This is a genomic window from Streptomyces sp. NPDC093591 (genome assembly GCF_044764885.1).
Classification (GTDB): domain Bacteria; phylum Actinomycetota; class Actinomycetes; order Streptomycetales; family Streptomycetaceae; genus Streptomyces.
The window spans coordinates 265,276-290,451 of record NZ_JBIWIY010000012.1; the positions used below are offsets into that span (position 1 = coordinate 265,276).

At 71.8% G+C, this 25,176-nt stretch carries 16 protein-coding genes and 5 pseudogenes; 10 read left to right on the forward strand and 11 right to left on the reverse strand.

Annotated features, from left to right (window positions below):
• Positions 1–121: 121 nt before the first annotated feature.
• The 5 genes from ACIREI_RS26200 to ACIREI_RS26220 are packed head-to-tail and all read right to left on the reverse strand — an operon-like array spanning position 122 to position 4,539.
• Positions 122–991: a biotin-dependent carboxyltransferase family protein gene (locus ACIREI_RS26200; RefSeq protein ID WP_403337323.1), complete on the reverse strand. Its 870-nt coding sequence runs from the start codon at positions 989–991 to the stop codon at positions 122–124.
• Positions 988–1,617, reverse strand: a complete 630-nt coding sequence (locus ACIREI_RS26205) for an allophanate hydrolase subunit 1 (protein WP_403337326.1) — start codon at positions 1,615–1,617, stop codon at positions 988–990. The genes ACIREI_RS26200 and ACIREI_RS26205 overlap by 4 nt, the downstream gene beginning before the upstream one ends.
• On the reverse strand, positions 1,614–2,372 hold the full coding sequence (locus tag ACIREI_RS26210) for a LamB/YcsF family protein (protein ID WP_403337329.1): 759 nt from the start codon (positions 2,370–2,372) through the stop codon (positions 1,614–1,616). Before ACIREI_RS26210 ends, ACIREI_RS26205 begins: the two co-directional genes overlap by 4 nt.
• A 20-nt stretch (positions 2,373–2,392) precedes the next feature.
• Positions 2,393–3,226, reverse strand: coding sequence for a putative hydro-lyase (locus ACIREI_RS26215; protein WP_403337429.1), 834 nt, complete (start codon positions 3,224–3,226; stop codon positions 2,393–2,395).
• Between the two features lie 14 nt (positions 3,227–3,240).
• Positions 3,241–4,539 (reverse strand): MFS transporter, encoded by a 1,299-nt coding sequence (locus ACIREI_RS26220; RefSeq protein ID WP_403337332.1) that lies wholly within the window; start codon positions 4,537–4,539, stop codon positions 3,241–3,243.
• A 163-nt stretch (positions 4,540–4,702) separates the two neighbouring features.
• Between ACIREI_RS26220 and ACIREI_RS26225 the strand changes: the two genes are divergently transcribed.
• The 4 genes from ACIREI_RS26225 to ACIREI_RS26240 all read left to right on the forward strand — a co-directional run bounded on the left by ACIREI_RS26225 (position 4,703) and on the right by ACIREI_RS26240 (position 12,670).
• A complete protein-coding gene (locus tag ACIREI_RS26225) occupies positions 4,703–5,395 on the forward strand; it encodes a GntR family transcriptional regulator (protein ID WP_403337335.1) in 693 nt (230 codons plus the stop codon).
• A gap of 89 nt (positions 5,396–5,484) precedes the next feature.
• Positions 5,485–7,011, forward strand: a complete 1,527-nt coding sequence (locus ACIREI_RS26230; protein ID WP_403337337.1) for a hypothetical protein — start codon at positions 5,485–5,487, stop codon at positions 7,009–7,011.
• A 31-nt stretch (positions 7,012–7,042) separates the two neighbouring features.
• Positions 7,043–7,924, forward strand: coding sequence for a hypothetical protein (locus ACIREI_RS26235; protein WP_403337340.1), 882 nt, complete (start codon positions 7,043–7,045; stop codon positions 7,922–7,924).
• Positions 7,925–7,993: 69 nt separating this feature from the next.
• Positions 7,994–12,670 carry a hypothetical protein gene (locus tag ACIREI_RS26240; protein WP_403337343.1) on the forward strand — a complete coding sequence of 1,559 codons (4,677 nt, stop codon included), beginning with the start codon at positions 7,994–7,996 and terminating at the stop codon, positions 12,668–12,670.
• Between the two features lie 70 nt (positions 12,671–12,740).
• Here the strand turns inward: ACIREI_RS26240 and ACIREI_RS26245 are convergent.
• The 5 genes and pseudogenes from ACIREI_RS26245 to ACIREI_RS26265 all read right to left on the reverse strand — a co-directional run.
• Positions 12,741–13,954: pseudogene (locus ACIREI_RS26245) on the reverse strand (GMC family oxidoreductase).
• A complete protein-coding gene (locus tag ACIREI_RS26250) occupies positions 13,951–15,510 on the reverse strand; it encodes an APC family permease (protein ID WP_403337345.1) in 1,560 nt (519 codons plus the stop codon). The pseudogene ACIREI_RS26245 and the gene ACIREI_RS26250 overlap by 4 nt, the downstream one beginning before the upstream one ends.
• Before the next feature lie 220 nt (positions 15,511–15,730).
• Positions 15,731–15,844 (reverse strand): annotated as a pseudogene (locus ACIREI_RS26255) (aromatic ring-hydroxylating dioxygenase subunit alpha); the annotation flags it as partial.
• A gap of 60 nt (positions 15,845–15,904) precedes the next feature.
• Positions 15,905–17,074, reverse strand: coding sequence for an N-methyl-L-tryptophan oxidase (gene solA, locus ACIREI_RS26260; protein ID WP_403337348.1), 1,170 nt, complete (start codon positions 17,072–17,074; stop codon positions 15,905–15,907).
• Positions 17,075–17,094: 20 nt separating this feature from the next.
• Positions 17,095–17,331, reverse strand: a pseudogene (locus tag ACIREI_RS26265) (glycine cleavage T C-terminal barrel domain-containing protein); the annotation flags it as partial.
• A gap of 406 nt (positions 17,332–17,737) precedes the next feature.
• Here ACIREI_RS26265 and ACIREI_RS26270 point away from each other — a divergent pair.
• The 3 genes and pseudogenes from ACIREI_RS26270 to ACIREI_RS26280 all read left to right on the forward strand — a co-directional run.
• Positions 17,738–18,059: pseudogene (locus ACIREI_RS26270) on the forward strand (bifunctional 3-phenylpropionate/cinnamic acid dioxygenase ferredoxin subunit).
• A 327-nt stretch (positions 18,060–18,386) separates the two neighbouring features.
• The gene (locus ACIREI_RS26275; protein ID WP_403337351.1) at positions 18,387–18,947 is read left to right on the forward strand and encodes a hypothetical protein; all 561 of its coding nucleotides are present in this window, start codon (positions 18,387–18,389) and stop codon (positions 18,945–18,947) included.
• Positions 18,948–18,998: 51 nt separating this feature from the next.
• A pseudogene (locus ACIREI_RS26280) lies at positions 18,999–20,163 on the forward strand (NAD(P)/FAD-dependent oxidoreductase); the annotation flags it as partial.
• Positions 20,164–20,402: 239 nt separating this feature from the next.
• On the opposite strand, the gene ACIREI_RS26285 reads toward ACIREI_RS26280, so the two are convergent.
• Positions 20,403–21,053, reverse strand: coding sequence for a hypothetical protein (locus tag ACIREI_RS26285; RefSeq protein ID WP_403337432.1), 651 nt, complete (start codon positions 21,051–21,053; stop codon positions 20,403–20,405).
• Positions 21,054–21,473: 420 nt separating this feature from the next.
• Here ACIREI_RS26285 and ACIREI_RS26290 point away from each other — a divergent pair, with 420 nt between their 5' ends.
• From ACIREI_RS26290 to ACIREI_RS26300, 3 genes are read left to right on the forward strand one after another with little or no spacing between them, the layout of a single operon-like run.
• Positions 21,474–24,314 carry a nitrate- and nitrite sensing domain-containing protein gene (locus ACIREI_RS26290; RefSeq protein WP_403337354.1) on the forward strand — a complete coding sequence of 947 codons (2,841 nt, stop codon included), beginning with the start codon at positions 21,474–21,476 and terminating at the stop codon, positions 24,312–24,314.
• Entirely contained in the window at positions 24,311–24,748 is a 438-nt protein-coding gene (locus ACIREI_RS26295) for a roadblock/LC7 domain-containing protein (RefSeq protein WP_031486154.1), read from the forward strand. The genes ACIREI_RS26290 and ACIREI_RS26295 overlap by 4 nt, the downstream gene beginning before the upstream one ends.
• 9 nt (positions 24,749–24,757) lie before the next feature.
• Positions 24,758–25,153 (forward strand): DUF742 domain-containing protein, encoded by a 396-nt coding sequence (locus ACIREI_RS26300; protein WP_403337357.1) that lies wholly within the window; start codon positions 24,758–24,760, stop codon positions 25,151–25,153.
• Positions 25,154–25,176 lie beyond the last annotated feature (23 nt).

Genomic DNA, 25,176 nt, shown 5'->3' on the forward strand with positions numbered 1-25,176 from the left:
GGGTTGTCGGTGCCGGGTCAGCTTCCGCTGCCGGAGGGACTGTGGCTGCCAGGGCAGCGCTCGGTCCCGAAGCAGCAGCCCGAACCGGAGGCGGCGTAGCGGCACGCGCGCGTGACGGACGTCAGCGTCGGCGCACCGCCACGAACCGGACCGGCGTGCCCGGTACCGCCTGGGCGGCGGCCGGGAGGTCGGCCGCTCGGACGACGGCGATCACCGGGTAGCCGCCGGTCGTCGGGTGGTCGGCCAGGAACACGACAGGGCGGCCGTCGGGCGGGACCTGGACCGCGCCCAGGACCACGCCCTCGCTGGGGAGTTCACGGGTGATCGCCCGTTCCAGGGCGGGACCCTCGGTGCGCAGCCCGATGCGGTTGCTCGCGGGGGAGACGCGGTACGTGCGGGAGGTGAAGGCGCGCACGGCCGCCGGCGTGAACCAGTCGTCGCGCGGGCCGGGTGTCACGCGCAGGACGAGTTCGACGGGCGGCGCCGCCTGCGGGGCGACGTCCACGCACGCGTGGAACTGCGTCGACCGGCCGAGGGGCAGCACTGTGCCGTCGGTGAGGGGCGGTGGCCCGAGACCGGACAGCAGGTCCGTGGAGCGGCTGCCGAGGACCGGCTCGACGGTGATGCCCCCGGAGACGGCCAGATAGCTCCGTACGCCCGACGTGGCCGCGCCGACGTCCAGGAGCGCACCGGAGGGGACGCGCACCGGAGCGCCCCAGGCGACCGGGCGTCCGTCCACCGTGACGCGGCAGGGCGCGCCGCCGATCGCCACGGTCACCGTCGAACGGGGCCGCACCGCACAGCCGTTGAGCGTGGTCTCCAGTACGGCCGCCTCCGGGGCGTTGCCGACCAAGCGGTTGACGAGCGCTGCCGCGGGCCCGTCCAGCGCTCCCGAGCGGGGCACACCGAGGTGGGCGTGCCCGGGACGGCCGAGGTCCTGCACGGTGGTGAGCGCGCCGGCGCGAACGACGGAGAGCGCGCGGTCGGTCATGAGCTCCCCGCCGAACTGCCCACCGGAACGAAGCGCACGCGCGTGCCCGGTGACAGCAGCGCGGCCGGCACGCGTGTGTGGTCCCACAACACCGCGTCCGTGGTGCCGATCAGCTGCCAGCCGCCCGGCGACGAACGCGGGTACACGCCCGTGTACGGGCCCGCCAGCGCCACCGCACCGGCGGGGACGGCCGTGCGCGGAGTGGCCCGGCGCGGCACGTCGTAGCGCGGCGGCAGGCCGGTGAGATAGCCGAACCCGGGGGCGAAACCGCAGAAGGCGACGCTGAATTCGGTGCCCGCGTGGATGCGCGCCACCTCGCGCGGGGTGACGCCCCAGTGCGCGGCGACCTCGGCCAGGTCCGGGCCGTCGTAGCGCACCGGGAGTTCGACGGCCGCACGCGCGCGTGGGGGAGCGGGCGGCACATCGGCGGTGGTCAGTTCGCGGGCCAGGCGGACCGGGTCGGTGAGGCCGTCGAGCAGGACCGTCCGGGCGGCGGGGACGATCTCGCGGACCGACAACGACCCCTCCGTACGGCGCCGGAGGAACTCCGCGTGCAGCGCCCGGGCCTCCTCGCCCGAGGACACCTCGACGAGCAGGGCGTCGTCGCCGACCGGCAGCGCCCTCATACGAAGGCCTCCACCCGGACACCCGACTCCTCCAGCCGCGCCCGGACCCGGCGGGCCAGCTCGACGGCGCCGGGCGTGTCCCCGTGCAGGCACAGGGAACGCGCGCGTACCCCGACGGGAACTCCGGTGTGCGAGGTGACCACGCCCGAGCGGGCCAGGCCCACCGAGCGCTCCACGACGGCCTCCGGGTCGGTGACCACGGCGCCGTCCTGGCCGCGCGGCACGAGCGTGCCCAGCTCGGTGTACGCGCGGTCGGCGAAGGCCTCCGTGACGGCCGGAAGTCCGGCCTTCGCGGCCAGCTCCAGCAGCCGCGAGCCCGGCAGGCCGAGCACGGGCAGCGCGGCGTCCGCGAGGAGCACCCCGTCGACGACCGCGCCGGCCTGCTCCTCGTCGTGCACGACACGGTTGTAGAGCGCGCCGTGCGGCTTGACGTACGACACGCGCGTGCCCGCCGCCCGCGCGAAGACCTCCAGGGCGCCGATCTGGTAGGCCACTTCGGCCGCCAGCTCGGCGGGCGGCACGTCCATCGCGCGCCGCCCGAACCCCGCCAGGTCCCGGTAGGAGACCTGGGCGCCGATCCGTACGCCGCGCTCGGCCGCCTGCTCGCAGACGCGCCGCATGGTGGCCGCGTCCCCGGCGTGGAAGCCGCAGGCCACGTTGGCGCTGGTGACCACGGACAGCAGCCGTTCGTCGTCGGTGAGCTGCCAGCGGCCGAAGCCCTCGCCGAGGTCGGCGTTGAGATCAATCGAGGTCATGGGTTACGTGCTTTCCTCTGTCAGGCGACGATGCGGTACTGCTCGTCGCGGGCGTCTGTCAGGAACATCTGGCCTGGCGCGTGGGTGATGGCGAACGGCGGGCGCGAGGCCATCACCGCGGCCTGCGGGGTCACCCCGCACGCCCAGAACATGGGGATGTCGTCCGGCTCGGCGTCCACCGGATCGCCGAAGTCGGGGCGGCCGAGGTCCGCGATGCCCAGGGCCGACGGGTCACCGCAGTGCACGGGACTGCCGTGCACCGCGGGGAGGAGGCCGGTCTCCCTCAGCGCCGCCGCCACGTGGACCGGCGGCACCGGGCGCATGGACACCACCATCGGGCCGTGCAACCGCCCCGCCGGGCGGCACTGACGGCTGGTCACGTACATCGGGACGTTGCGGCCCTGCTCGACATGGCGGATCGGCACTCCCGCCTCGGCCAGCGCCCACTCGAAGGTGAAGCTGCAGCCGATCAGGAACGACACCAGGTCGTCGCGCCAGTGCGCGCGCACGTCCGTCGGCTCGTCCACCAACTCGCCGTCCCGCCACACCCGGTAGCGCGGCAGATCGGTGCGCAGGTCGGCGTCTTCGGCGAGGACGGTGGTCCAGGAACCGGCGTCCGTGACGTCGAGGACGGGACAGGGCTTGGGGTTGCGCTGGCAGAACAGCAGCATGTCGTACGCCCAGTCGGCGGGCACCGAGATCAGGTTGACCTGGGTGTGGCCCGCCGCGACCCCGGCCGTGGGGCCCGTGAGGCCCTCCCGGAAGCGGGTGCGTGCCGTTTGCGGGCTCCACGCGTGCGCGTGCTCGTCGACGAGGGTGAGCGGGCGGTCTTCGGTCACGAGGGTGAGCGCCAGGTGTTCCGTACGGTTCACACCAGCTCCTTCCCGCGCGTCTCCGGCAGCCCCAGCAGGGCGAGCGCGGCGATGCCGTAGCCGATCGCGCCGAAGACCAGCGCGCCGCCCACGCCCCAGCTGTCGGCCAGGAAGCCGACCGTGGTGGGGAAGACGGCGCCCACCGCGCGGCCGGTGTTGTAGGTGAAGCCCTGTCCCGTGCCGCGCACCGCCGTCGGGTAGAGCTCGCTCAGGTAGGACCCGAAGCCGCTGAAGATCGCCGACATGCAGAACCCGAGCGGGAAACCGAGCACCAGGAGCAGGGTGTTGGCGCCGTCCGGGATGTTCGCGTACGCCAGGATGCAGACGGCCGACAGCAGCGCGAACAGCCAGATGTTGCGCCGCCGGCCCAGCCGGTCGGTGAGGTAACCGCCGGTCAGATAGCCGATGAAGGCGCCCGAGATCAGGAACGTCAGATAGCCGCCGGTGCCCACGACCGACAGGTCGCGCTCGGTCTTGAGATAGGTCGGCACCCAGGTGGCGAGGGTGTAGTAGCCGCCCTGGACGCCGGTGGAGAGCAGGCCCGCGAAGATCGTCGTCCGCAGCAGGCCGGGCTTGAAGATGGCCGCGAACGAGCCCTTCTCCGCGCTTCGTTCGCGTACGGCGACCGCCTCCGGGGCGTCGTGCACCCGGCGCCGCATCCAGATGACGAGCAGCGCGGGAAGCGCGCCGGTCCAGAACATCACGCGCCACGCGAGGTCGTCGTCGACGAACGAGAAGACCAGCGTGTACATGATCGCGGCCAGTGCCCAGCCGACGGCCCACGAGCTCTGGATCGCGCCGAGCGTGCGGCCACGGTGCTTGGCGCTCGCGTACTCGGCGACCAGGATCGCGCCGACCGCCCACTCGCCGCCGAAGCCGAGGCCCTGGAGGGCGCGGAAGACCAGCAGCGTCTCGTAGTTGGGCGCGAAACCGCAGGCGACGGTGAAGACCGCGTACGTGATGACCGTGATCATCAGCGCCTTGACCCGGCCGATCCGGTCGGCCAGCACGCCCGCGAGGGCGCCGCCGATCGCGGAGACCACGAGCGTGACGGTGGTGAACAGGCCGGTCTGGCCGCTGTCCAGGCCGAAGTACGCGGCCAGCGCCACCATGCTCAGCGGCAGGGTGAAGTAGTCGTATGAATCCAGGGCATAGCCGCCGAAAGCGCCCGCGAAGGCGCGGCGGCCGCGCGGCCCCAGGGCGCGCAGCCAGCCGAACGCGCCGTCGTCGTCGGCGCGTTCGGCAGTGGTGGGGTGGGCGTCTGTCAGAGCCTGCGGTGGAGGGGTCGTGCTCATGGGCACCTCGCAGAGAGGGGACGGAGGGTGCGGAACTGAGCTGAACGGTGAGCAGGGGTGCTGAACGGTGAGCAGGGACCGTGAGCAGCAAGGTAGAGGATCGTTGAACGATCCTTCAATACCCGTGTTGTTTCGTTCTCGTGTCTGCGGTTGAATTCCGGGCATGGCAGAGCAGCTGGGCGGACTGGCCGACGACCGTGCCCTCCTGGGGCGTACGAGCACGGCGGAGCGGGTCTCGGACATCCTCAGGAGCCGCATCGCCGAGGGCTTCTTCCCGCCCGGCACCCGGCTGTCGGAGGACAGCATCGGAGGGGCGCTCGGTGTGTCCCGCAACACACTGCGCGAGGCGTTCCGGCTGCTCACCCATGAACGGCTGCTGGTGCACGAGCTGAACCGGGGCGTGTTCGTACGGGTCCTCGCGGTGGAGGACGTCGAGGACATCTACCGCACCCGGCGTCTGGTCGAGTGCGCCGTCGTCCGCGGGCTCGGCGCACCGCCGTACCCCCTGGAGGGGCCCGCCGCAGCCGTCGCCGAAGGGCAGCGCGCGGTGCGCGAAGGTGACTGGAAAGGGCTGGGGACGGCCAACATCCACTTCCATCGGGAGCTGGTCTCCCTCGCCGGGAGCGCCCGCACGGACGAGTTGATGCGCAGCGTCTTCGCGGAGCTGAGGCTGGCCTTCCATGTGGTGGACGATCCACACCGGCTGCACGAGCCCTACCTCGCGCGCAACCGGGAGATCCTCCGGGCCTTGGAGGCGGGTGACAAGGCCGAGGCCGAGAAGCTGCTCGCGGTCTATCTCGACGATTCGCTGGAACGGGTCGTGGAGGTCTACCGGCGGCGAGTGAGCGCCCCGTAGGGGCATGACCGGGCCGACCTGCGCTTCCGGCTCCCGGCGGTACGCGTTCGTTTGGGTCGTTGTCAGACCTAGGACCTAGTCTGTGCACCGTGACTTCGCCTGCATCGACGGACCGTGTTCCGCCCCAGCTCAGCGCGGGGCCGCGCCCTGCTCCGGGCCCGGCCGCCGACGAGGGGCTGGCGCGGCGGCTGCGCGCGCTCGCCTGCACCGCGCCGCTGCACGACCTCGACGCGCGCAAGGCCAACCTCGCGGGCGAGTACTCGGTGTACGGCATGGCGGAGGTGGCGCTCGCCGCCATCGACCTGGTCACACTGAACATGGACTTCGACACGGGCGCCGACCACGACCAGATCGTCGCCCGCCTCATCCCGCGCATCGCCGCCCAGGCCCCGCAGCGCCCCGTCGCCGAACACGAGCGGGTGGCCCACTGGGTCCTGGAGAACCTGATCAATGTCGGCAGTGTGGACCGCGGCTTCCGGGCCGTGTACGGCACGTTCGCGCCGGACGGCAGCTACGTCCGCCGTGACTACGACTTCAAGCTGATCGAGGAGGTGCCGGGGCCGGGCGGCACGGTGTATCTCCGTACGACCGACGAGGCGGTCAACGTCCTGGTCGGCGCCCTCGACACCGACGTCACCAGCGCGCAGATCGCCGCCGAGGTCAAGCTGGAGGTGCTGATCAACCGCGGTCGGCTCGCCGACGCGCAGCTGGCCGCCGAGCAGGCCCGCTACCGGACCGTGCAGTACTCGGAGACGCTCCGCCGGGCCCTGGACGCGACCCGGCGCAACGTCCGGGCGGTCGACTGGCTGAACGCCGTACCGGACATGATCGCCGAGGCGCTCGACCACGTCGCCGACCGGTACCGCCATGAGAACGCGATCCTCACCAACATCCGCAAAGCGCGCGACGAGACCGAGGACCCGGAGCACAAGCGCCGCGCCGCCGAGCTCGTCGACATCGTCAAGGACTGCATCCGACGGCACACGCAGTTGCAGTCCCGGCTCCTGGAGGCCGGACCGCTGTTCCGCGCCGAGCAGGACCGGCAGGCCTTCGCGACACCCATGACGACGTCGGGGACAGACCTGTACGGACACCTCCTGGCCCCTGTCCTGCCGCTGCCCCTGGAGCAGTCCGTCCGGGTCACGGACGCCTTCTTCGCACGCGGCACGGGCATGCGTACGCCGGTGTCCGTGCGGGTCGGCGATCTCGTCGACATACTGCTGACGCCGCCCGTGGAGCGGGAGCACCTCGGCGCCGAGATGCCCGAGCCCGACCTCATCGCGACGCCGGACGACAGCCGGTTCAGCGAGGAGCAGCTGGCCGCGGCCATGGAGCTGCTGGACCTGCCGGCGGATGCGCCGCGACGGCTGTCCGGGCTGTTGGTCCAGGCTCGGCGCCAGGATCCCGAGCTGCCGTACCTGGTGGCCTTGTTGGCCGTCCACGCGGCCAGCCCGCCGGTCGGTACCGCCTATCGGCAGGGCGAGCAGAAGCTGCTGTTCGCCGTGGACGACGGGACGGAGCTGGACGACCCCGAGTTCGGTGGGGCCGACCTGATCGTGGGGACGGCTCTGCTGGACGCGGCGGGGATGGCGGCGGACAGGACGGAAGCAGCATGAGTGAGCGACAGCGCAGCAAGGAGCCCCGACCGTGAGCGAGCACGTCGAGTGGAGTGACACGGAGGTCCCCACCCCGTCGGCGACCGCCGCCGTCACCCCGGCCGACGCCGCCGACGCGGCTCGGCTGGTCGCCTTCGGGCTGCAGCCGAAGTTGCAGCCCGCACGGGACCAGGAGTACACGGAGCTGCTGCGGCGATACCGGGAGGACCCCCCGTTCGCCCGGCTCGCGGACGCGGTGGCCGCCGGCCTGGGACTGGTCGTGCTGGAGGTGTCCCCGCGCGCGGGGATGGCCGTGACGGCCGCCGAGGACTCCGTGTTCGCCGTCCGCATGGGTGACTACGCGCGTCGTACGTCCGCCGACGGCAGCGACCGCTTCCTGCACGGGCTGGCCCATCTGGCCATCGCCGCCATGGCGTTCCCGCGGCCCGAGGACCTGGCCGACGACGGCTACATCGGGCGCGTGACGGTCAACGGCGTCGACGCCTTCGTACGCCAGGCCTGCCGACGGCTGGAGGAGCGGGCCGAGGAGCAGGGCGAGAACACCGATCCGGCGACGGACGCGCCCGGCCTCGAGGCCGCCTGGCGGATCTGGGTGAGACGCAGCGCGACCGGCGCCACCAAGGACGCGCGCAGACTGGCCGGTTCGACCACCGGCATCGTCGGCAAGGCGGCCGCCTTCCTCACCGACTCCGGCTTCCTGCAGCGCACCGGCGACGACAGCGGCGGCACGTACCGCACCACGGCCCGCTACCAACTCCAGGTACGTGACATGGCGGGCACCGCCGCCATGGCCGAGCTGCTGGAGCTGGGCGTGGTCCCGGTCACCGACGGTACGCCGAGCCTGCTGCCCGCCGAGGACACGGACGACCTGGAGCTGGTGGCCGACGCCGGGCTGCCGTTCCACTCCGCCTGAAGCCCGCCCTGAAGCCCCGAACGTCCCTGATCTGACAAAGACTCAGCCGAAGACTTACGAGAGTCCGCCATGTACGAGCTGTCCCGGGTCCGTCTCTACTCCATCGGACCGGCCGGTGCGCGCTACGCCGACACCGTGCTGGACCTGCGCGGAGTGGGCGAGCCCGTGCCCGACCCCGCGCCGACGCAGGCGGAGTTCTTCGAGGAGGAGCCCGTCGGGCCGCCGCGCCGGCCCGCGCCCGCCGGGGTGCTCTTCCTGGAGAACGGCGGCGGCAAGTCGGTCCTGCTCAAGCTGATCTTCTCCGTGATGCTGCCGGGCCACCGCAACACCCTCGGCGGCGCCAGCTCCGGTGTGCTGCGGAAGTTCCTGCTCGCCGACGACTGCGGGCATGTCGCGCTGGAATGGCAGCACACGCTCACCGGCGAGTGCGTCGTGGTCGGCAAGGTCAGCGAGTGGCGCGGGCGCCAGGTCTCCAACGACCCGCGGAAGTTCGCCGAGGCCTGGTACTCCTTCCGCCCGGGTCCCGGGCTGAGCCTGGACAACCTGCCCGTCGCCGAGTCCACCGCCGTACGACCGCCCGTCGAGGGCCAGTCGGGCGCGCAGGGGCGCCGCCGCACCATGAAGGGCTTCCGGGACGCCCTCACGGAGGCGGGCAAGGCGTATCCGCATCTGGAGGTGCACTGGGAGGAGATCCACGACCGGTGGATCGAGCACCTCGGCGACCTCGGCCTCGACCCCGAACTCTTCCGCTACCAGCGGGAGATGAACGCCGACGAGGGCGAAGCCGCCGGCCTCTTCGCGGTCAAGAAGGACTCCGACTTCACCGACCTGCTGCTGCGGGCCGTCACGGACACCCGGGACACCGATGGCCTCGCCGACCTGGTCAGTGGTTTCGGCAACAAGCTGGGCCGACGCGCCGAGCTGATCGCCGAACGGGACTTCACCGCCGGGTCCGTGGACCTGCTCGGGCGGATCGTCGAAGCCGCCGAGGCACGTGCGCGTGCGCGTGACATCCATGCCGGTGCCGAGCGGCGGACCCGGACCCTGGCCCGGCGGCTCACCGCGCGGGGTGTCCGGGAGCGGGTGCGCGCCGCGGACCTCGCCCAGCGGGTCACCGCCGCCGCGTACGCCGTGACCCACACCGAGGCGGCGCGGGAGCGCAGCGCTCTGATCGCCGCCGAACTCGCCTATCGGCACGCTTCGTTGGCGCTCGCGGCGGCGGAGAAGTCGGCGGCCGCGCAGAAGCGCGAGCTCGCCGACGCGCGCACCCTGCACTCCGCCTGGCAGGCCGCCGAGGCCGTCCTGCGGCACCGTGCCGCCGCCGACCGCGTCGCGCGCGTGGCCACCGCGATCCAGGAGGCCGAGCGGGACGCGGCCCCCGCGCTGGCCGCCCGAGCCAAGGCCGCCGTCGATCTCGTACGGGCCCTGCACGCGGCCGCGGAGAGCGCCGAGGCCCTGGCCAACGAGGGGGAGGAGCGGTCCGCCGCGCTCCAGGAGGTCGGCGAGGCCGCGTACCGGGACTCCACCGCCGCGGCCACCGAGGCGCAGCGGGCCCGTAGTGAGATCGGGCATCTGCGGCAGCGGCTGTCCGAGGTCGAGCAGGAGACCGCCGAGGCCGTGCGCGCCGGCTGGCTCGACGACAGCGCACCCGACGCCGACCCGGCCCGCGCGGCCCTCGCCGCGAGCGACGCCGAGAAGACGGCCGTCGCCGCCTGGGACACCGCGCGCGAGGCCTCCCGGCGAGCCTCGGAGCACGCGCGCGAGGCGGCCTCGGCCGAGTCCCGCGCGGAGCTGACGGCGGCCCGCGCGGCGGATGCTGCCACGGCGGCGGAGCGGTCGTACGAGGCGGAGCACCGTCTCGCCGAGAGCTTGGCGGCGGAGGAGCGGCTCACGGAACTGCTCGGCCTGTCCGGCGAGTCCGGCGCCAGGCGCGGGACCGTTCCCGCTCCTCGCACGGGTGACGACGGCAAGGGCATCACGGCCGCGCGCGACGGTGCACCGACGCTCACCCCGAGCGCCCTCGCCGAAGGCGCCCTCACGCCGGAGGACCTGGACCGGTTCGCCGACGAGTTGCGCGAACTGCTCGACGACGCCGTCTCCGGCGCCGAGCGTCATCTCTTCGAGCTGCGTACGGCAGCTGCCGACGACTCCCGGATCCTCGGCGCGCTCGGTGACGGCGGGCTGCTGCCGCCCGGCCCGGACGTGCTGGCCACCGTGGAGTTCCTCGGCGAGCAGGGCATCCCCGCCCTGCCGGGCTGGCGCTACCTCGCCCAGGCCGTCGACCCCACCGACCACGCGCGTGTGCTGGCCGCCCGGCCCGAACTGGTCGACGGCGTGATCATCACCGACCCGGACACGCACGCGCGTGCCCGCGAGGTGCTGAGTGATGCCGCGCTGCTGCCCCGGTCGGCTGTGGCCGTGGGTACGGCCGCCGCCCTGCTGGCCCCGACACCGGCGCCGGATGCCCAGAACGGTGACGTCTTTCTCGTACCGCCGAACCCCGCCATGCACGACGAGCACGCCGCCGACGAGGAGCGGCAGGCGCTGCGCGCCCGGGCGACCGAGCGGGACGAGGAGATCCGTGCCCTCGCCGCGCGGCTCGGCAAGGACCGGGAGCTGGCGGCGCGGCTCGCCTCGTGGCGGACCGGCTGCCCGGCCGGGCGGCTGGTCGAGCTGGCCCAGTCGGCCCGGGAAGCGCGCGCGTTCGCCGAGGAGTCCGAGGCCGAACTGGCCGAGGCGCGGACCGTGCGGGCCGAGGCCGACGAAGCCGCCGCCGAGGCCGCCCAGGTCCGCGACGAGCGACAGGAGGCCGCGCAGAAGGCCCGGCGTGCCGCGGACGCCCTGGCCGGGCTGGCCTTCCGGCTGCGCGAGCGGGCCGGCTGGCAGGTCAAGCTGCGCGAACTCGCCGACGAGGCCACCGAGTCCGAGGCCCGCGCCCAGGCCTGCCTGGAGCGCGCCCGGGCCGCCGACGAGGACCGCCGCGCCGCCCAGCGCGCCGCCGACGACGCGCGCCGTACCGCGCGTGCCCTGCGTGCCGAGCGCTCGGAGATCGCGGGCGCCCCCGACGACGTACCGGACACCGACGCGGACGCCCCGAAGGCGTCTCTGCCCGCGCTCCGTGAGGCGTACCGGGCGGCCTCCCAGGTGTACGAGAAGGTCGGCGTCGGCGCCGACCTGCGGGCCGAGCAGGCCCGCGCGGAGAGCGACGAGAGCGCGGCGCTCGCGGAGCTGGACCGGCTGAGCAACAAGGTCCGGACCCGGGCCGAACAGCTCCTCCAGTCGCCCGACGGCTCCGACGGCCCCTCCCGGCAGGCGGCCGCCTCACGTGCGGAGGAGCTGGTCCAGCTCCTGGAGACCCGTATGTCCAGCGCGAGCGAGCAGCTCGGCCGGCTGCGCGGCGAGGCCGAGCGGCACGCGCCCGAGGACGGGGAGACACACACCGAGCTGTCCGAGGAACTCCAGCCGCGCGACGCCGAGCACGCGCAGGCACTGCTGCGCACGGCCACCGCCGAACTCGCCTCCCGCACCGAGGCGTTGACGCAGTCCCGCGAGGCGCACGCGGAGCTCCTCGAAGCGCACCGCGCCGCCGAGGACGCGGCGGGCGGCTTCGACGAGATCGCCGCGATGTTGCGCGACCTGCTGCGCGAGCACACCTCGGAGGACGAGCAGGGGGAGCCAGAGCCGCACCCCGGCAGCCTGGACGAGGCCCGGCAGTCCGCTGCGGAGGCCCGCCGTTCGCTGCGGGGCTGCGCCGCCGACCTCTCCGCCGCCGAGGGCGCCGTACGCGAGGCGAGTGACGTGCTCGTACGGCACGCCAACTCCACACGCTACGAGCAGGTCCGCACCCCCGCTCGCCAGCAGATCCGCGAACTGCCCGCGTCCACGCTGCCCGAGCACGCGCAGAAGTGGGCGGACGCCTTCGCGCCCCGGCTCCGCGTGCTCACCGACGAGCTCGCGCAGTTGGAGCGGAACCGGGACTCGATCGTGGACCGGCTCCGGGGCCTGGTCGAGTCGGCGCTGGCCACCCTGCGCTCCGCCCAGCGGCTCTCCCGGCTGCCCGAGGGGCTCGGCGAGTGGTCCGGGCAGGAGTTCCTGCGCATCCGCTTCGAGGAGCCCGACCAGGCCACGCTCACCGAACGGCTGGGCGAGGTGATCGACGAGGCGACCCGGGCGGCCGTGAAGAAGAACTCGGACCTGCGCCGGGACGGTATGTCCCTGCTGCTGCGTGGTGTCGCCGCGGCGCTCCAGCCCAAGGGCGTCGCCGTCGAGATCCTCAAGCCGGATGCCGTACTGCGCGCGGAGCGCGTGCCCGTCGGGCAGATGGGCGACGTGTTCTCCGGCGGTCAGCTGCTGACGGCGGCCATCGCGTTGTACTGCACGATGGCGGCTCTGCGGTCGAACGACCGGGGTCGGGACAAGCACCGGCACGCCGGCACGCTGTTCCTGGACAACCCGATCGGGCGCGCCAACGCGACCTACCTGCTGGAGCTGCAGCGCGCCGTGTCGGACGCACTCGGCGTCCAGCTCCTGTACACCACGGGCCTGTTCGACACGACCGCGCTGGCCGAGTTTCCCCTGGTCATCCGGCTGCGCAATGACGCCGACCTGCGGGCGGGGCTGAAGTACATCAGCGTGGAGGAACACCTCCGCCCGGGACTGCCGCGCGAGGCTTCCGCCGGGGAGGCCGTGCACAGTGAGATCACCGCGACCCGGATGTTCAAGCGCCCGGCGGTGAATGTACCGTAGCGGCGCGGCCGGTGGGGAACTGCGGGCCGGCTGGTGGCCGGTCGCGCAGTTCCCCGTCTCCCTGGTGCGGCTACGCATCCTCCTCCTTCAACAAGTTCGCGCACTTCTCGCCGATCATCATCGTGGTGACGCACGGGTTGACGGTTACCAGATCCGGCATGACCGAGCCGTCCGCGACCCTGACCCCCTCGACCCCTCGATCCCTTTGACCCGCAGCCGCGCGTCGAGCGGGGCGGAGGGGTCGTCGTCCGCGCCCATCTTCACGGTGCAGGACGGGTGGTGGACGGTGTTGTGGGTCTTGTCGATGTAGTCGAGCAGTTCGTCGTCGGTCCGCACTTCCGGGCCGGGGCCAGCTCGGCGCCCGCCCAGCCGCTCAGCGCGGGTTGCGAGGCGATCTTCCGCACCAGCTTGAGCCCGTACGTCATCACCCGCACGTCATGCTCGTGCGCGGTGTTCATGTCGAACGGCACCGAGCCGTAGTGGAACATCAGGTCCGGCCGGTCGAGGCCGGGTTCGGGGTGTAGAAGATGCCGGCCTCCCCGCACTGGCTGGACGTGGTGGTCGTCGACTGCCGGGCCTCCCACATGATCACGCCCTCGGGGTGGTCCTGGAGGTTCTCGCCCACGCCTCCCGCCTCGACGACGACCTCGGCGCCGACTTCACGCAGATGCTCGGCGGGGCCGATGCCCGACAGCATCAGCATCAGCATCAGCAGCTTCGGCGAGTCGATCGCCCCGCACGAGACGATCACCGCGCGCCGGGCCCGCACCGTCCCTGTGTGGATCAGGTCCGTGTCCAGATACTCGGCGCCCACGCAGCGCCGCCCGTCGAGGACGAGCTTCTTGGCGCGTACGCCCGTACGGACCTCCAGGTTCGGCCGTTTGTCCATGACCGCCGCCGGTAGAGCGGGAAGAGGTCGGCGGCGCTCCAGCCCGTACAGCCCGCGCCCGCCCAGTCGTCGAGGTCCTCGGCCGGGGCCCAGAAGGCGATGCAGGAGTCGTGAGAGGAGCAGGAGTTGTGAGAGGAGCAGCCGCCCAGCACCTTGGCGCGGGCGGGACGAATGAAGCTGTTGCCGGTGACATGTGGTTCGACCGGGTAGTCCCAGTCGTAACCGGACTCCAGCAGACCCACCCAGCGTTCGAGTCTGAGGACGTTGTCGTCGTCGCTCGGCCCCGCCTCCAGCACGCACACCCTGACCGATGGATCTTCCGTCGGCCGGGCCGCCACGACGTTGCCCGCCGTGCCGCCGCCGACCACGACACAGTCGAACTCGTCGATGCTCATCGCGAGTCGACCTCCTTGGCCGGTGTGTCCGTGCCCCGCAGGCTGTGCTCGGCGAGGACGCCCGTGCGGTGCCGCTGGACGAACCAGTAGTAGGCGAAGCCGCCGCCCGCGATGACGGCGACGAACAGCACCGCGCCCCACTGCAGATACCAGTGGTACGGAGCCGTCGCGTTGTAGACCGAGGCGCGCGGCCAGATCAGGTTGAGCGTCATGCCCGCGCCCCACACCACGGCGAGGATGTTGACCAGCAGTCCCCACCGGCCCAGCGAGAACTTGCCGTCGCCCGCGGGTTGCCACTTGCCGCGCAGCCGCGCCACCAGCATCGGGGCGGTGACACCGAGGTAGGCGAGGTAGATCATGATGATGCCGATGCTGGTGACGACGGTGAAGATCTGAGGCTGACGGATGTTGACCACCAGGATCGCCAGGGCCAGGATCCCGATGATCACGGTCGGCAGCACCGGCGTCTGGAAGCGCGGGCTCACCCGGGCCAGCAGCGAGGACGCTGGCAGGTTGTTGTCCCGGGCCATCGCGAACGCCAGCCGGATCGCCGCCGTGTGGACCGCCAGGGCGCACACCGTGACCGCGATAAGCACACACCACAGCATCACCTTGCCGGCCGTCGGGCCGAGCACGTCGAGCACGACGTACTGCAGGCCGTCGGTGGAGAGCTTCTCGCCCTTCAGGCTGGAGACGCTCATCAGCGCGAGCAGCAGGATCAGGCCACCGAGGATGAAGGAGGCCACGATCGCGCGGATGATGGCGCGCGGCGCGTTGCGGGACGGGTCAAGGCACTCCTCGCCGAGGGAGGACGCCGTGTCGAAGCCGTACATGACGTACGCGGAAGCCAACGACGCCACCAGGAACGCGCCCAGGTATCCGGCGCCGTAGCCCGTGCCGGTGCCGTTCGTCTCCATGACCACCTGCGGGCCGCGGGTGATGTGGACGGCGAACAGGACGATCAATACGACAGTGGCGATCAACTCGATGAACACGCCCGCCGTGTTGATCCTCGCCATCAACTTGACGCCGAAAGCGTTCACCAAGGTGGTGAAGAGGATCAACACCGCGGCCAGGATGACCGCGTTGGTCGCCACGTCGTACTTGCCGGTGCCGTCCCCCACGATCTGGAAGACCGACGAGATCTGAGGGAGTGTCAACTGATAGGCCAGCGCCACGGCCGATATGGACACTATGGACGCGATCAACATCATCCAGCCGGCGAGCCAGCCCAGATGCGGATTGCCTATCTTCTTCGACCAGTTGTAGACCGAGCCGGCGACGGGATAGCGGGCGGCCAGCTCAGCGAAGCACAGGGCGACCATGAACTGGCCGACGAACACCATCGGCCACGACCACCAGTAGGCGGGGCCGCCGCTGCCGTAGCCGAAGTAGAACAGCTGGAAGGTGCCGGTCAGGATCGAGATGTAGCTGATCCCGGCGGCGAAGGTGTGGAAGTTGCCGAGGCTGCGCTTGAGTTCGGGTTTGTAGCCGAACTCGGCGAGTTCGACGTCGTCATGACTGTGTGGACTGGTTGGCTGCTCCGTTGTTGACATGGGTGGACTCCTCGTGTGCCGGGGAAGGGATTGAAGCGGCTCGGACGGGTACCGCCGATCAAGGACCGGTGGTGAGCGTGCTGCTACCCGGGAGTCAGGCGAACCACCCTTGCGGAGCGGGATTGGTGTTGCGCCAGATGTGCTTCGTCTCGCGGTACTCGGAGAGCCCCGAGGGCCCGAGGGCCCGAGCTCGCGTCCGAAGCCGGACTGCTTGAAGCCACCGATCAAGTTGGGTGCTGCGGACGGCGCAGAACCACATCGCCTCGAAGAGGTGTTCCTGCTCCTGCCGGAAGATCTCGGGGTCGGTGTAGTAGCGGCCCGGCAGCGCCGCGATGAGGCTGGGGGGAGATCTGGTGGGCCACGGAGAGCGAAGTCTCCGGAACGGGTGTCGTCGTCACGTACGTGCTCCGCACGCGGGCGCGGCAGCGAGGCGGGCAGGGTCGAACAGGGCGATCGGGTGCTCTGTGGTGCCGGTCAGGGCGAGGTCGGCGAGGATCTCGCCGACGACGGGCACGAACTTGAAGCCGTGCCCGGAGAACCCGCAGGCCACGGTGACCGATTCCGGGTGCGCGGGGTGGCGGGCGATGACGAAGTGCTCGTCGGGGGTAAGGGAGTACATGCAGGTCGCGGCCTTGAGGAAGGCGCCGGGCAGGTCCGGGACGCAGCCGGACATGTGGTCCGCCATAGCCCGGATCTCGTCCTCGTGGACCGTCCGGTCGATGGTCTCCGGAGTGGTGACCTGGCCCCTGCGGAAGAAGGCGACCTTGGCACCAAGACCGGGGCCGTCGATGGCCGGGAAGCCGTACACCTCGATGCCGGCCGCGTCGTCCCAGATGTAGATGGGTTGATTCTCGGGGCGGAACGGATCAATACCGTGCTTCGGCTGGAACCAGTACATGGCCTGCCGCTCAATGGTGAACGGCACCCCGAGGTCGGTCAGCAACTGCGGAGCCCACGCGCCCGGGCAGATCACCAACTGGCCGGCGGTGTAGGTGTTCTCGGCGGTGTGGACGCGAACTCCGTCCCGGTACGGTTCCCAGCGTGTCATCGGCTCGTCGAAGTGAAGTTCGGCGCCGTGCCGGGTGGCCAGCTGAAGGTGCGCGGCGACGGTGTTCTCGGGCCGCAGGAAACCGGCCTTCCGCTCGTACAGCGCCACCTCGTCGTCCTGCGGCGCCAGCGTCGGGAAGCGGCGGCGGATCTCCTTCGCGTCCAGCATCTCGTGCGGCAGGTCCCATTGCCGGGCCGAGCGCAGCGAGCCGGAGACGACCGGCGTATCGGGACGGCCGACCATGACGCCGCCGCAGAGGGTGGCGATGTCCCGGCCGGTGGCCCGCTCCAGCTCGTCGTACAACTCGTAGGCGCGCAGCAGCAGCGGGACGTACGCCGGGTCCTCGAAGTACGACTGCCGGGTGATGCGTGAACCGCCGTGACTGGAGCCACGGTTGTGCACCGGGCCGAACTTCTCCAGGCCGAGCACGCGGGCGCCGCGCGCGCAGAGATGGTGGGCGGCGGCGCTGCCCATGCCGCCGAGGCCGATGACGATCACGTCGTAGGTGGGGGACATGTGCCTCTCCTGTGCCTTTCCTATCGGCGGATGCGGGTCATCTTCGGGGCGAAGAGCGGCTCTTCGGCGACCGTCGTCGGCACCTTCTCACCGAAGTACTCGATGTGCACGCCGGTGCCGTTGGCCAGGGTGGGAAGCCAGGCGTACGCGACGCAGCGGCCCAGTGTGTAGCCGTACGACGCGCTGGTCGCGTAACCCGCCGTGGCGCCGTCGACGCACACCGGCTCCTTGCCCAGGACCACGGAGGCGGGGTGCTCGGACTGCTTCTGCGTGCGGGTCAAGGCTCAACTCTCACCAGCTGGGGCCCGGTTTGGGCCGCATTTGCGGGAAACCATTGAGGCGACGGGGGTCCCGCACTGGATTCTGTTGCGCAGAGTGCTCGATCGTGCGCCATGTGAAACATCATGTTGCCGAAGCGTCCGGTCCCCGAAAGGGGGCCGATCCGGTCCCCGGAAGGGGGCCGAACAGCCCGGGCCAACGAAGAACCGGTCCCTGACCACCAGAGCCCTCGAAGGTCCGGAACTCCTCGACTGCCGGAGCAACGCCGGTCCGGCACTCGTCACCGCCTTGCTCGCCGGACCGACGCCGGTCCGGCCTTCGAACGCTCCGATCCGCCTGCACCACACAGGTCCGGACCGAGCGTCCCGGACCGAGAGGGGGCCCGTGATTCCCGTCTGCAGCATCGAAGACCTCCCCGAGGGCGAGTCCGTCCGCGTCGGGACGACACCGCCCGTCGCCGTGTTCCATACCGACGACGGCCGGCTGTACGCCATCGACGACACCTGCACCCATCAGGACGCCCCCCTCTCCGAGGGCTGGCTGGAGGGCTGTCCGGTCGAATGCCCGCTGCACGCCGCCTCATTCGACCTCCGTACGGGCGAGACGACCTGCCTCCCGGCCCGCACCCCGTCCGCACACACCGGGTCACCGTCGACGACGGCGTCATCCATGTCCCCTCGCCGTGGAGGAGGGGGCCGCCGCGTGAACGCCGCTGGTGACGCTCTTGGGGTGGGGGGCTGCGTGAACGCCGTGACTGATGGCGTTGTGGCGGCCCTGGCGACCATGCCGCGGCGTCATGTGCGTCCGCTTTGCTGCAGGGGAGGGGGCCGCCGAGTGAACGCCGCTGATGGCCTTGCGCATGGGGAGCCGCCGCATGAACGCCACACGCCGAGGGCCTAGTGGGGCCCTCGCGACCCCGGCGCGGCGCCCTCCACGTCCACCTTGCCGCGGAGGGGGCAGCGCCGTATGGAGGCCGTGACCGACGGCCCGGGGGCTGGCCCTCGCGACCACACCGACCGGGCTCACTCCGTCGATGGCACCGCTTCCGGTGAGGCGCGAGCAACCCCGGCGGCCGACCACGCCACTGGCCACCCTGACCGCGCCGACCCACGCGATCGCGTGGACCGACCGGATTGCCGGCCCGCCGATCGGTGGGACCGAGCGGCTCAGGTCGGCAATCGCGCTCCGGCCCACCGAGACGGCCGCGATCCTCTCGGTGGCGGTGGCGGTGGCGGTGGCGGTGGCGGTGGCGGTGGCGGTGGCGGTGGCGGTGGCGGTGGCGGTGGCGGTGGCGGTGGCGGTGGCGGTGGCGAGTCGGGCCGAGGTGAGTTGGCTGGGGGCAGTTGCGGTGCGTCGGCCCAGGGGGGGGCGTCGGCCCGCGGCTCTGGTGAGTCGCGCCCGAGTGACCTGCCTGGCCGCAGATCCGGTGAGCCGCCCTCGGCTGTCCTGTGTGGCTGCCGCTCTGCCGAGCCCGCCCTGCGCGAGCTCCCGGCCCGCGGCTCCCGCCGACCTCTGCCCTTCCCGGTGCCCGGCTCCGGGGAAGCCGCCGCGCGCCGCACCGCACACCCCGGCTCTCGTGGAGCCGAGGCCATAACCCCTCCCTTGCTCGCCCCGTCTCTGCCGTGCCCGAGAACAGCCGTACCGCATGAGGACCGTGACCGTCGTCGGAGCCTCTCTCCGGTCTGTACGCCGCCCGTGAGCCGCGTGCCCAGGGCTTCGACGGGCGACTGGTGATCATCGGCGACGAACCCCACCGCCCCTACGACCGACCTCCTCTCTCCAAGGACTTCCTCACCGGACGGGCCGACGAGGACCAACTCGCTCTCACCGACGCCGAGGAGACCGCCGAACTCGACGCCGCGTGGCTCCTCGGCGCTCGCGCCCGCGGGCTCGACCCGCGCAGCCGCACTGTCCTCCTCGACAACGGCCGCAGCGTCTCCACCGACGGCGTCGTCATCGCCACCGGCGCCTCGGCCCGCCGCCTCCCGGCTCACGGCCTCGCCGGCGTGCACACCCTCCGCCCGCTCGACGACGCCCGCGCCCTGCGCGCGGACCTCACCCGTAGCCCGCTCCAAGTCGTCGTCATGGGCGGCGGTTTCATAGGGGGCCGAAACCGCGTCCTCCTCGCCCTCGGCCACACTGTCCCTGTTGTCGAGGCCGCTCCGCTTCCGCTCGTGCCCCAACTGGGCGCCGAAATGGCCGCCGTGTGCGCCGCCCTACACCGCCGTGGCGGGGTGAAACTGGTCACGGGCACCTCGGTCGCCGAACTGCGCGGCACGATCGGTGCCACCGGTGTGGAACTCGCCGACGGCCGTACCCTCCCCGCCGACGTTGTGATCGTCGGCATCGGCGCCACTCCCAACACCGCCTGGCTGACGGGCTCGACGCTTGCCTTGCAGGGCGGTGTCCTGTGCGACGACGGCTGTGTCATGGCATTGCCTCAGGTCGTCGCCGTGGGGGATGTCGCCCGTGTCGGTGGCTCCCGCGCCGAGCACTGGACCTCTGTGACGGAACAGCCCCGGATCGCCGTGGCCAACCTGCTCGCCGGTCGCAGCGCCGAGACCGCCCGATCCCTGCCCTACTTCTGGTCGGACCAGGACGGAGCGCGCATCCAGTTCGCGGGCCGACGCAAGGACGGAGACACGGTCCGCATCACCGATGGCGAACTCGCCGACGGCGCACCGGCCGAGGACGGGTTCCTCGCCATGTACGAACGCGACGGCAGGACGACCGCCGTCCTCTCCGTAGACCGCCCCCGCGCATTCATGCGAGCGCGGCACGAACTGGTCCGCGGGACGGACCGGACCCGGCCGGGCCGTGGTCTGACTCCAACCAGGGCAGGCCGTCCGGGATGGTCGCGCGCTCGCCGATGCGGGACCGAGCAACGGAACCCGGCGCCCCGGGTCGGCCAGGAACCGGCACTCGGCCTGGCTCCGGCGCCTGGCATCCGGCGAGGGCCTGGCTCGGCGCCTGATCCGGCCCGAACTTGGCTGGGTAAGGCTGCTCGGGGCCGTTCCTCAGGCTCCGGTGCTGGGTCGTTCCATCACGCTCACGAGTGCGACAGCTGGCCGGCTCCGCCGCCCCGCCGGCGTATTCGCTCCTGGGTGCGCTCGGCCTGCCGTGTCTGCCGTCGGGCCCGACGCCGCTCGCGTCGCAGGGCGCGTGCAGTGCTGCTCGGCGTCGAGATCACGCCATTGCGCTGTTTCCACACTTGGCGGGTCACCCAGACGTCGAGAGCCCCCCAGGTGGCCACCACCGTGCTGACCACACTGCTGATCACCATCGGGAACGCCAGCCACGACCCCGCCAAGGTGCACAGGAAGGCCACCATCGCCTGTATCAGCGTCACCGCGATGATCAGCACCGCCCGCACCGACGCCGTCCGTACCGGGTCCGGCATCCGGCGCCGCCGGGCGGGCTCCTCGACCCACAACGGCCGGTATGCCGACCACTCCGGGGCAGTCCTGCCGCGGGCTGCCCCGGCCACGCTCCCGGCCGTCGCCGCCTTGCCGCCGGAGCCGACCGAAACGTCGTGCTGCTCCGTGGCCACCGCACTCGCGTCCACTGCGGCATCGCGGTTGCCCGTCGCCAGACGTACCCCCGCCGGAATGTCGCGATCCAGCGCTTCGGGGCCGCGCCGCGCCGTCACATGCGCCGCTGCCCCGTCCTCGGGCGCCTCGCGCCGCTCCGCCGTGCCCATCACCGTGTCACTCCCCACCGCCAGCAGACCGTGTGCCCGTGTCCGAAGACGCGGCTCCCCAGTGGTTGCCCGGCTTGCGCTGTTTTACGCCGCCCGGGGGCTGGATGCGGCTCCTGTGGCCCATTCCGCCCCCATTTCCCATAGAGAAGGACGAACGGCGCGTCCCGAAGATTCCCGAGGAAGATAAATTTCTGGCCAACTGGCCTGGGAGACCGGCCGGATCCCTCCTCGACGGCGGCGCGGGATCACGGGAGGCAATCTCCCGCAATGGCCGGACAACTCCCCACGTCTCGTCGCGGGTGCGGAAGTTCAGGTTCCGGACGGCTCTTCGAGTTACTTGTGCGTCGGTAGTAGGCTCGCGCCAATTGTTGACGCACATGTGTGCCCCCTGGGTCATGGGGGTTTGAGCTGGGGGAGGCCATGCGCTTTCGCGGGAAGTCCGTCCGCCGGAAGATGGTGGCGCTGCTTCTCGTGCCGCTGGTGTCCCTGACTGCGATCTGGGGCTTCGCCACGGTACTCACGGGGCGAGGTGTGGCCCAGCTGTTCACGGTGTCGTCCCTCGTCGAGAAGATCGGCTACTCCACCGAGGACGCCGTCCGCGTCCTGCAGCAGGAACGCCGCCAGGCCCTCGTCTATCTTGCCGACCGCCGGGCCTCGGACGCGCTGTCCGCACTGAGGGAAACGCGGAGCGCCACCGACGCCGCCGTCGCCGAGATCCGCAAGAACGCCAAGGACCCAGACGTCCGCGACGGGCTGGACGAGGGCGACGCCGAGCGCCTCACCGCCGTCCTGGACGCCTTCGACGGCATCAACTCCCTGCGCCGCAGCGTCGAGGACGGAACGGTGACCCGCTCCCAGGCCCTCGGCCTGTACAACCGGCTCGTCGACCCCTGCTACTCCCTGCTGGGTTCCCTCGACGGAATCGACAGCGTGGCGATGGACAAGCAGGCCCGCTCCCTTCTCAACGTGACCCGCGCCCGCGAACTGCTCTCCCGCGAGGACGCGTTGCTGAGTTCGGCCCTGGTGGTCGGGAAGCTGTCCCGCGAAGAGATACGCCAGGTCTCCGACCTCGTCGCCCAGCGCACCCTCATGTACGACATCAGCCTGACGGACCTGCCGTCGTCCGAGCGCGAACGCTACAAGCGCTTCTGGGACAACGCCTCCACTGCTCCCCTTCGCGTCGCCGAACAGGCCGTCATCCTGTCCCAGGCGGGTAGGCCCAGCAAGGTCGACGCCAAGAGCTGGGACACCGCGGCCGGCAGCGTCCTCGACGAGCTCAGCAAGCTCAACGACGAGGCGGGCGCCCGCTATCAGGACCGTGTCAGCCCGGTGGCGATGGGCGTCATCCTGAAGGCGGCCGTCGCCGGTGTCCTCGGGCTGCTCGCCCTGCTGTTCTCTCTCTTCCTCTCCGTGCGCATCGGCCGCGGCCTCATCCGAGATCTGCGGCAGCTGCGACTGGAGGCCCACGAGGCATCCGGCGTCCGCCTGCCCAGCGTGATGCGTCGCCTCTCCTCCGGTGAACAGGTAGACGTGGAGACCGAGGTCCCCCACCTGGAGTACGACAAGAACGAGATCGGCGAGGTCGGCCAGGCCCTCAACACCCTGCAGCGCGCCGCCGTCGAGGCAGCCGTCAAGCAGGCAGAACTGCGCGCCGGCATCGCCGAGGTCTTCGTCAACCTCGCTCGCCGCAGCCAGGTCCTCCTCCACAAGCAGCTCACCCTCCTCGACACCATGGAACGCCGGACCGAGGACACCGACGAACTCGCCGACCTGTTCCGCCTCGACCACCTGACCACCCGTATGCGCCGGCACGCCGAAGGCCTGGTGATCCTCTCCGGCGCCGCCCCGTCTCGGCAGTGGCGCAAGCCCGTCCAGCTCATGGACGTCGTACGCGCCGCGGTCGCCGAGGTCGAGGACTACGAGCGCATCGAGGTCCGACGTCTGCCCCGCGTCGCCGTGACCGGACCGGCCGTCGCGGACCTCACGCACCTCGTGGCCGAACTCCTGGAGAACGCCACGGTGTTCTCCCCGCCGCACACCGCAGTCCAGGTCCTGGGCGAGCGGGTCGCCAACGGCTTCACCCTCGAGATCCACGACCGCGGCCTGGGCATGGCGGCCGACGCCCTGCTGGACGCCAACCTCCGGCTCGCCGAGACACCCGAATTCGAGCTGTCCGACACCGACCGGCTCGGCCTGTTCGTGGTCAGCCGGCTCGCCCAGCGGCAGAACGTCCGGGTCTCGCTGCAGCCGTCGCCGTACGGCGGCACCACCGCCGTGGTCTTCATCCCCGACGCGCTGCTCACCGACGACGTCCCCGACACCAACGGCATCGGGTTCCGTCTGGACCGGCCCACGCCCTCGAAGGAGGCCGAGCTGGAGGAGGCGCGCCGCGCCGCCCTCGCCCACGTGCCGGCCCGCGTGCCCGGCCTGCCCGCTTCGCTCCTGGACGGGCCGGTGGAGCTGGAGGCCCCCGTCGACCTGGACGCGCTCGGCGACTTCCCGGACGCGCTCGACGACGAGGACAGCGAACGCGGCGGTCTCTTCCGCCCCCGCCGTGCTCTCGCCCATGCGGACGACGAGGCGTCGGACCCGCTCGGCGAACACCCGGTCACCGGCATCCACGGCAGAACGGACCGGTCCGACACGGACGGCGATGTGAGCGCCCCCGTCCCGCTGCCCCGTCGCCGGACGCCCAAGCTGGTCAGTTCGCACGGACGCCCGGTCACCGAGCAGCGCTCCCGGCGAGGCGAGGCGGACGCAGAGCCTGCGACAGGCCGCCCGGAGCCGAACGGCCTCGCCCCGCTGCCGACCCGACGTCGCGGTACAGGAGCCCGCGGAGAGGTGAGCGGCGCGCAGGACCGGATCGGTGACCGTACCGACACACGACCCAGCGCGGGGCACGACCGAAGTGAGCCGTCGGAGCCCGCAGCCCTCCCGAGGCGCACGCGGCGTGCCGCGATCGAATCGAGTGGACTGGACCGATCCGCTCCGAGCACGTCCGCCGCCCAGCGGGAGAGCGGCTCCGGCTCGGGTCCGCTGCCCCGGCGCGTACGACAGGCCAGCCTGGCTCCGCAGCTCAAGCAGGGCCCCGCTCGGCGCGTCGAGGAGAACGCGGAACTCGCCGAGCGGGACGCGGACGAGGTACGCAGCCGAATGGCATCGCTCCAGCGCGGCTGGCAGCGGGGCCGCCAGGAGAACGCCGCGGGCGATGACGCCCACAGCGGCACAGCACAAGGAACGACTAAGGGGGACGGTCGATGACCGCACCGAAGGCGACCGGCCACACCGCGACCAACCAGTCCGGCGAGCTCAACTGGCTCCTCGACGACCTGGTGGATCGCGTCGCCAGCATCCGCAAGGCCCTCGTGCTCTCCGGCGACGGCCTGCCGACGGGGGTGTCCAAGGATCTGACGCGCGAGGACAGCGAGCACCTGGCCGCCGTCGCGTCCGGATTCCACAGCCTTGCCAAGGGCGTCGGCCGCCACTTCGAGGCGGGCAATGTCCGGCAGACGGTCGTCGAGCTCGATGACGCCTTCCTGTTCGTGACGGCCGCAGGCGACGGCAGCTGCCTCGCCGTGCTCTCGGACGCCGACTCGGACGTCGGCCTGGTCGCGTACGAGATGACGCTCCTCGTCAAGCGGGTCGGAGTGCATCTGGGTACCGCTCCGCGCACCGATCTGCCCTCGGGCGGGTAGTGGGATGGCATGAGCGCTGACGGTCAGGGAAGAAGCCACTGGTTCGACGACGAGGCCGGGCCGGTCGTCCGTCCGTACGCCATGACGCGCGGCCGCACCACCAGTGCGGCCCAGCACCGCCTCGACCTGATCGCGGTGGTCGTCGTGGAACCGCACGCGGACGACCCGGAAGCGGACTCGATGCTGTCCCCGGAGCATGTGGACATCGTCGAACTGTGCCGTGACGCCCCGCAGTCCGTTGCCGAACTCTCCGCCGAGCTCGACCTGCCCATCGGAGTCGTACGCGTCCTCGTCGGGGATCTCGTGGACGCGGAATTCGTCCATGTGAACCGGCCCGTACCGCCTGCCGAGCTGGTGGACGAGAGTATTCTGCGCGACGTGATCAACGGCCTGCGGGCGCTGTGAGCGGCGCGGAAGCGGGGTAGGGA

Excerpts from the sequence above, each read along its gene's own strand:
- ACIREI_RS26200 (WP_403337323.1), bottom strand. The coding sequence starts at position 991 with ATGACCGACCGCGCGCTCTCCGTCGTTCGCGCCGGCGCGCTCACCACC.
- ACIREI_RS26205 (WP_403337326.1), bottom strand. The coding sequence starts at position 1,617 with ATGAGGGCGCTGCCGGTCGGCGACGACGCCCTGCTCGTCGAGGTGTCC.
- ACIREI_RS26210 (WP_403337329.1), bottom strand. The coding sequence starts at position 2,372 with ATGACCTCGATTGATCTCAACGCCGACCTCGGCGAGGGCTTCGGCCGC.
- ACIREI_RS26220 (WP_403337332.1), bottom strand. The coding sequence starts at position 4,539 with ATGAGCACGACCCCTCCACCGCAGGCTCTGACAGACGCCCACCCCACC.
- ACIREI_RS26225 (WP_403337335.1), top strand. The coding sequence starts at position 4,703 with ATGGCAGAGCAGCTGGGCGGACTGGCCGACGACCGTGCCCTCCTGGGG.
- ACIREI_RS26240 (WP_403337343.1), top strand. The coding sequence starts at position 7,994 with ATGTACGAGCTGTCCCGGGTCCGTCTCTACTCCATCGGACCGGCCGGT.
- ACIREI_RS26250 (WP_403337345.1), bottom strand. The coding sequence starts at position 15,510 with ATGTCAACAACGGAGCAGCCAACCAGTCCACACAGTCATGACGACGTC.
- solA (WP_403337348.1), bottom strand. The coding sequence starts at position 17,074 with ATGTCCCCCACCTACGACGTGATCGTCATCGGCCTCGGCGGCATGGGC.
- ACIREI_RS26275 (WP_403337351.1), top strand. The coding sequence starts at position 18,387 with ATGGCACCGCTTCCGGTGAGGCGCGAGCAACCCCGGCGGCCGACCACG.
- ACIREI_RS26285 (WP_403337432.1), bottom strand. The coding sequence starts at position 21,053 with ATGGGCACGGCGGAGCGGCGCGAGGCGCCCGAGGACGGGGCAGCGGCG.
- ACIREI_RS26290 (WP_403337354.1), top strand. The coding sequence starts at position 21,474 with ATGCGCTTTCGCGGGAAGTCCGTCCGCCGGAAGATGGTGGCGCTGCTT.
- ACIREI_RS26295 (WP_031486154.1), top strand. The coding sequence starts at position 24,311 with ATGACCGCACCGAAGGCGACCGGCCACACCGCGACCAACCAGTCCGGC.
- ACIREI_RS26300 (WP_403337357.1), top strand. The coding sequence starts at position 24,758 with ATGAGCGCTGACGGTCAGGGAAGAAGCCACTGGTTCGACGACGAGGCC.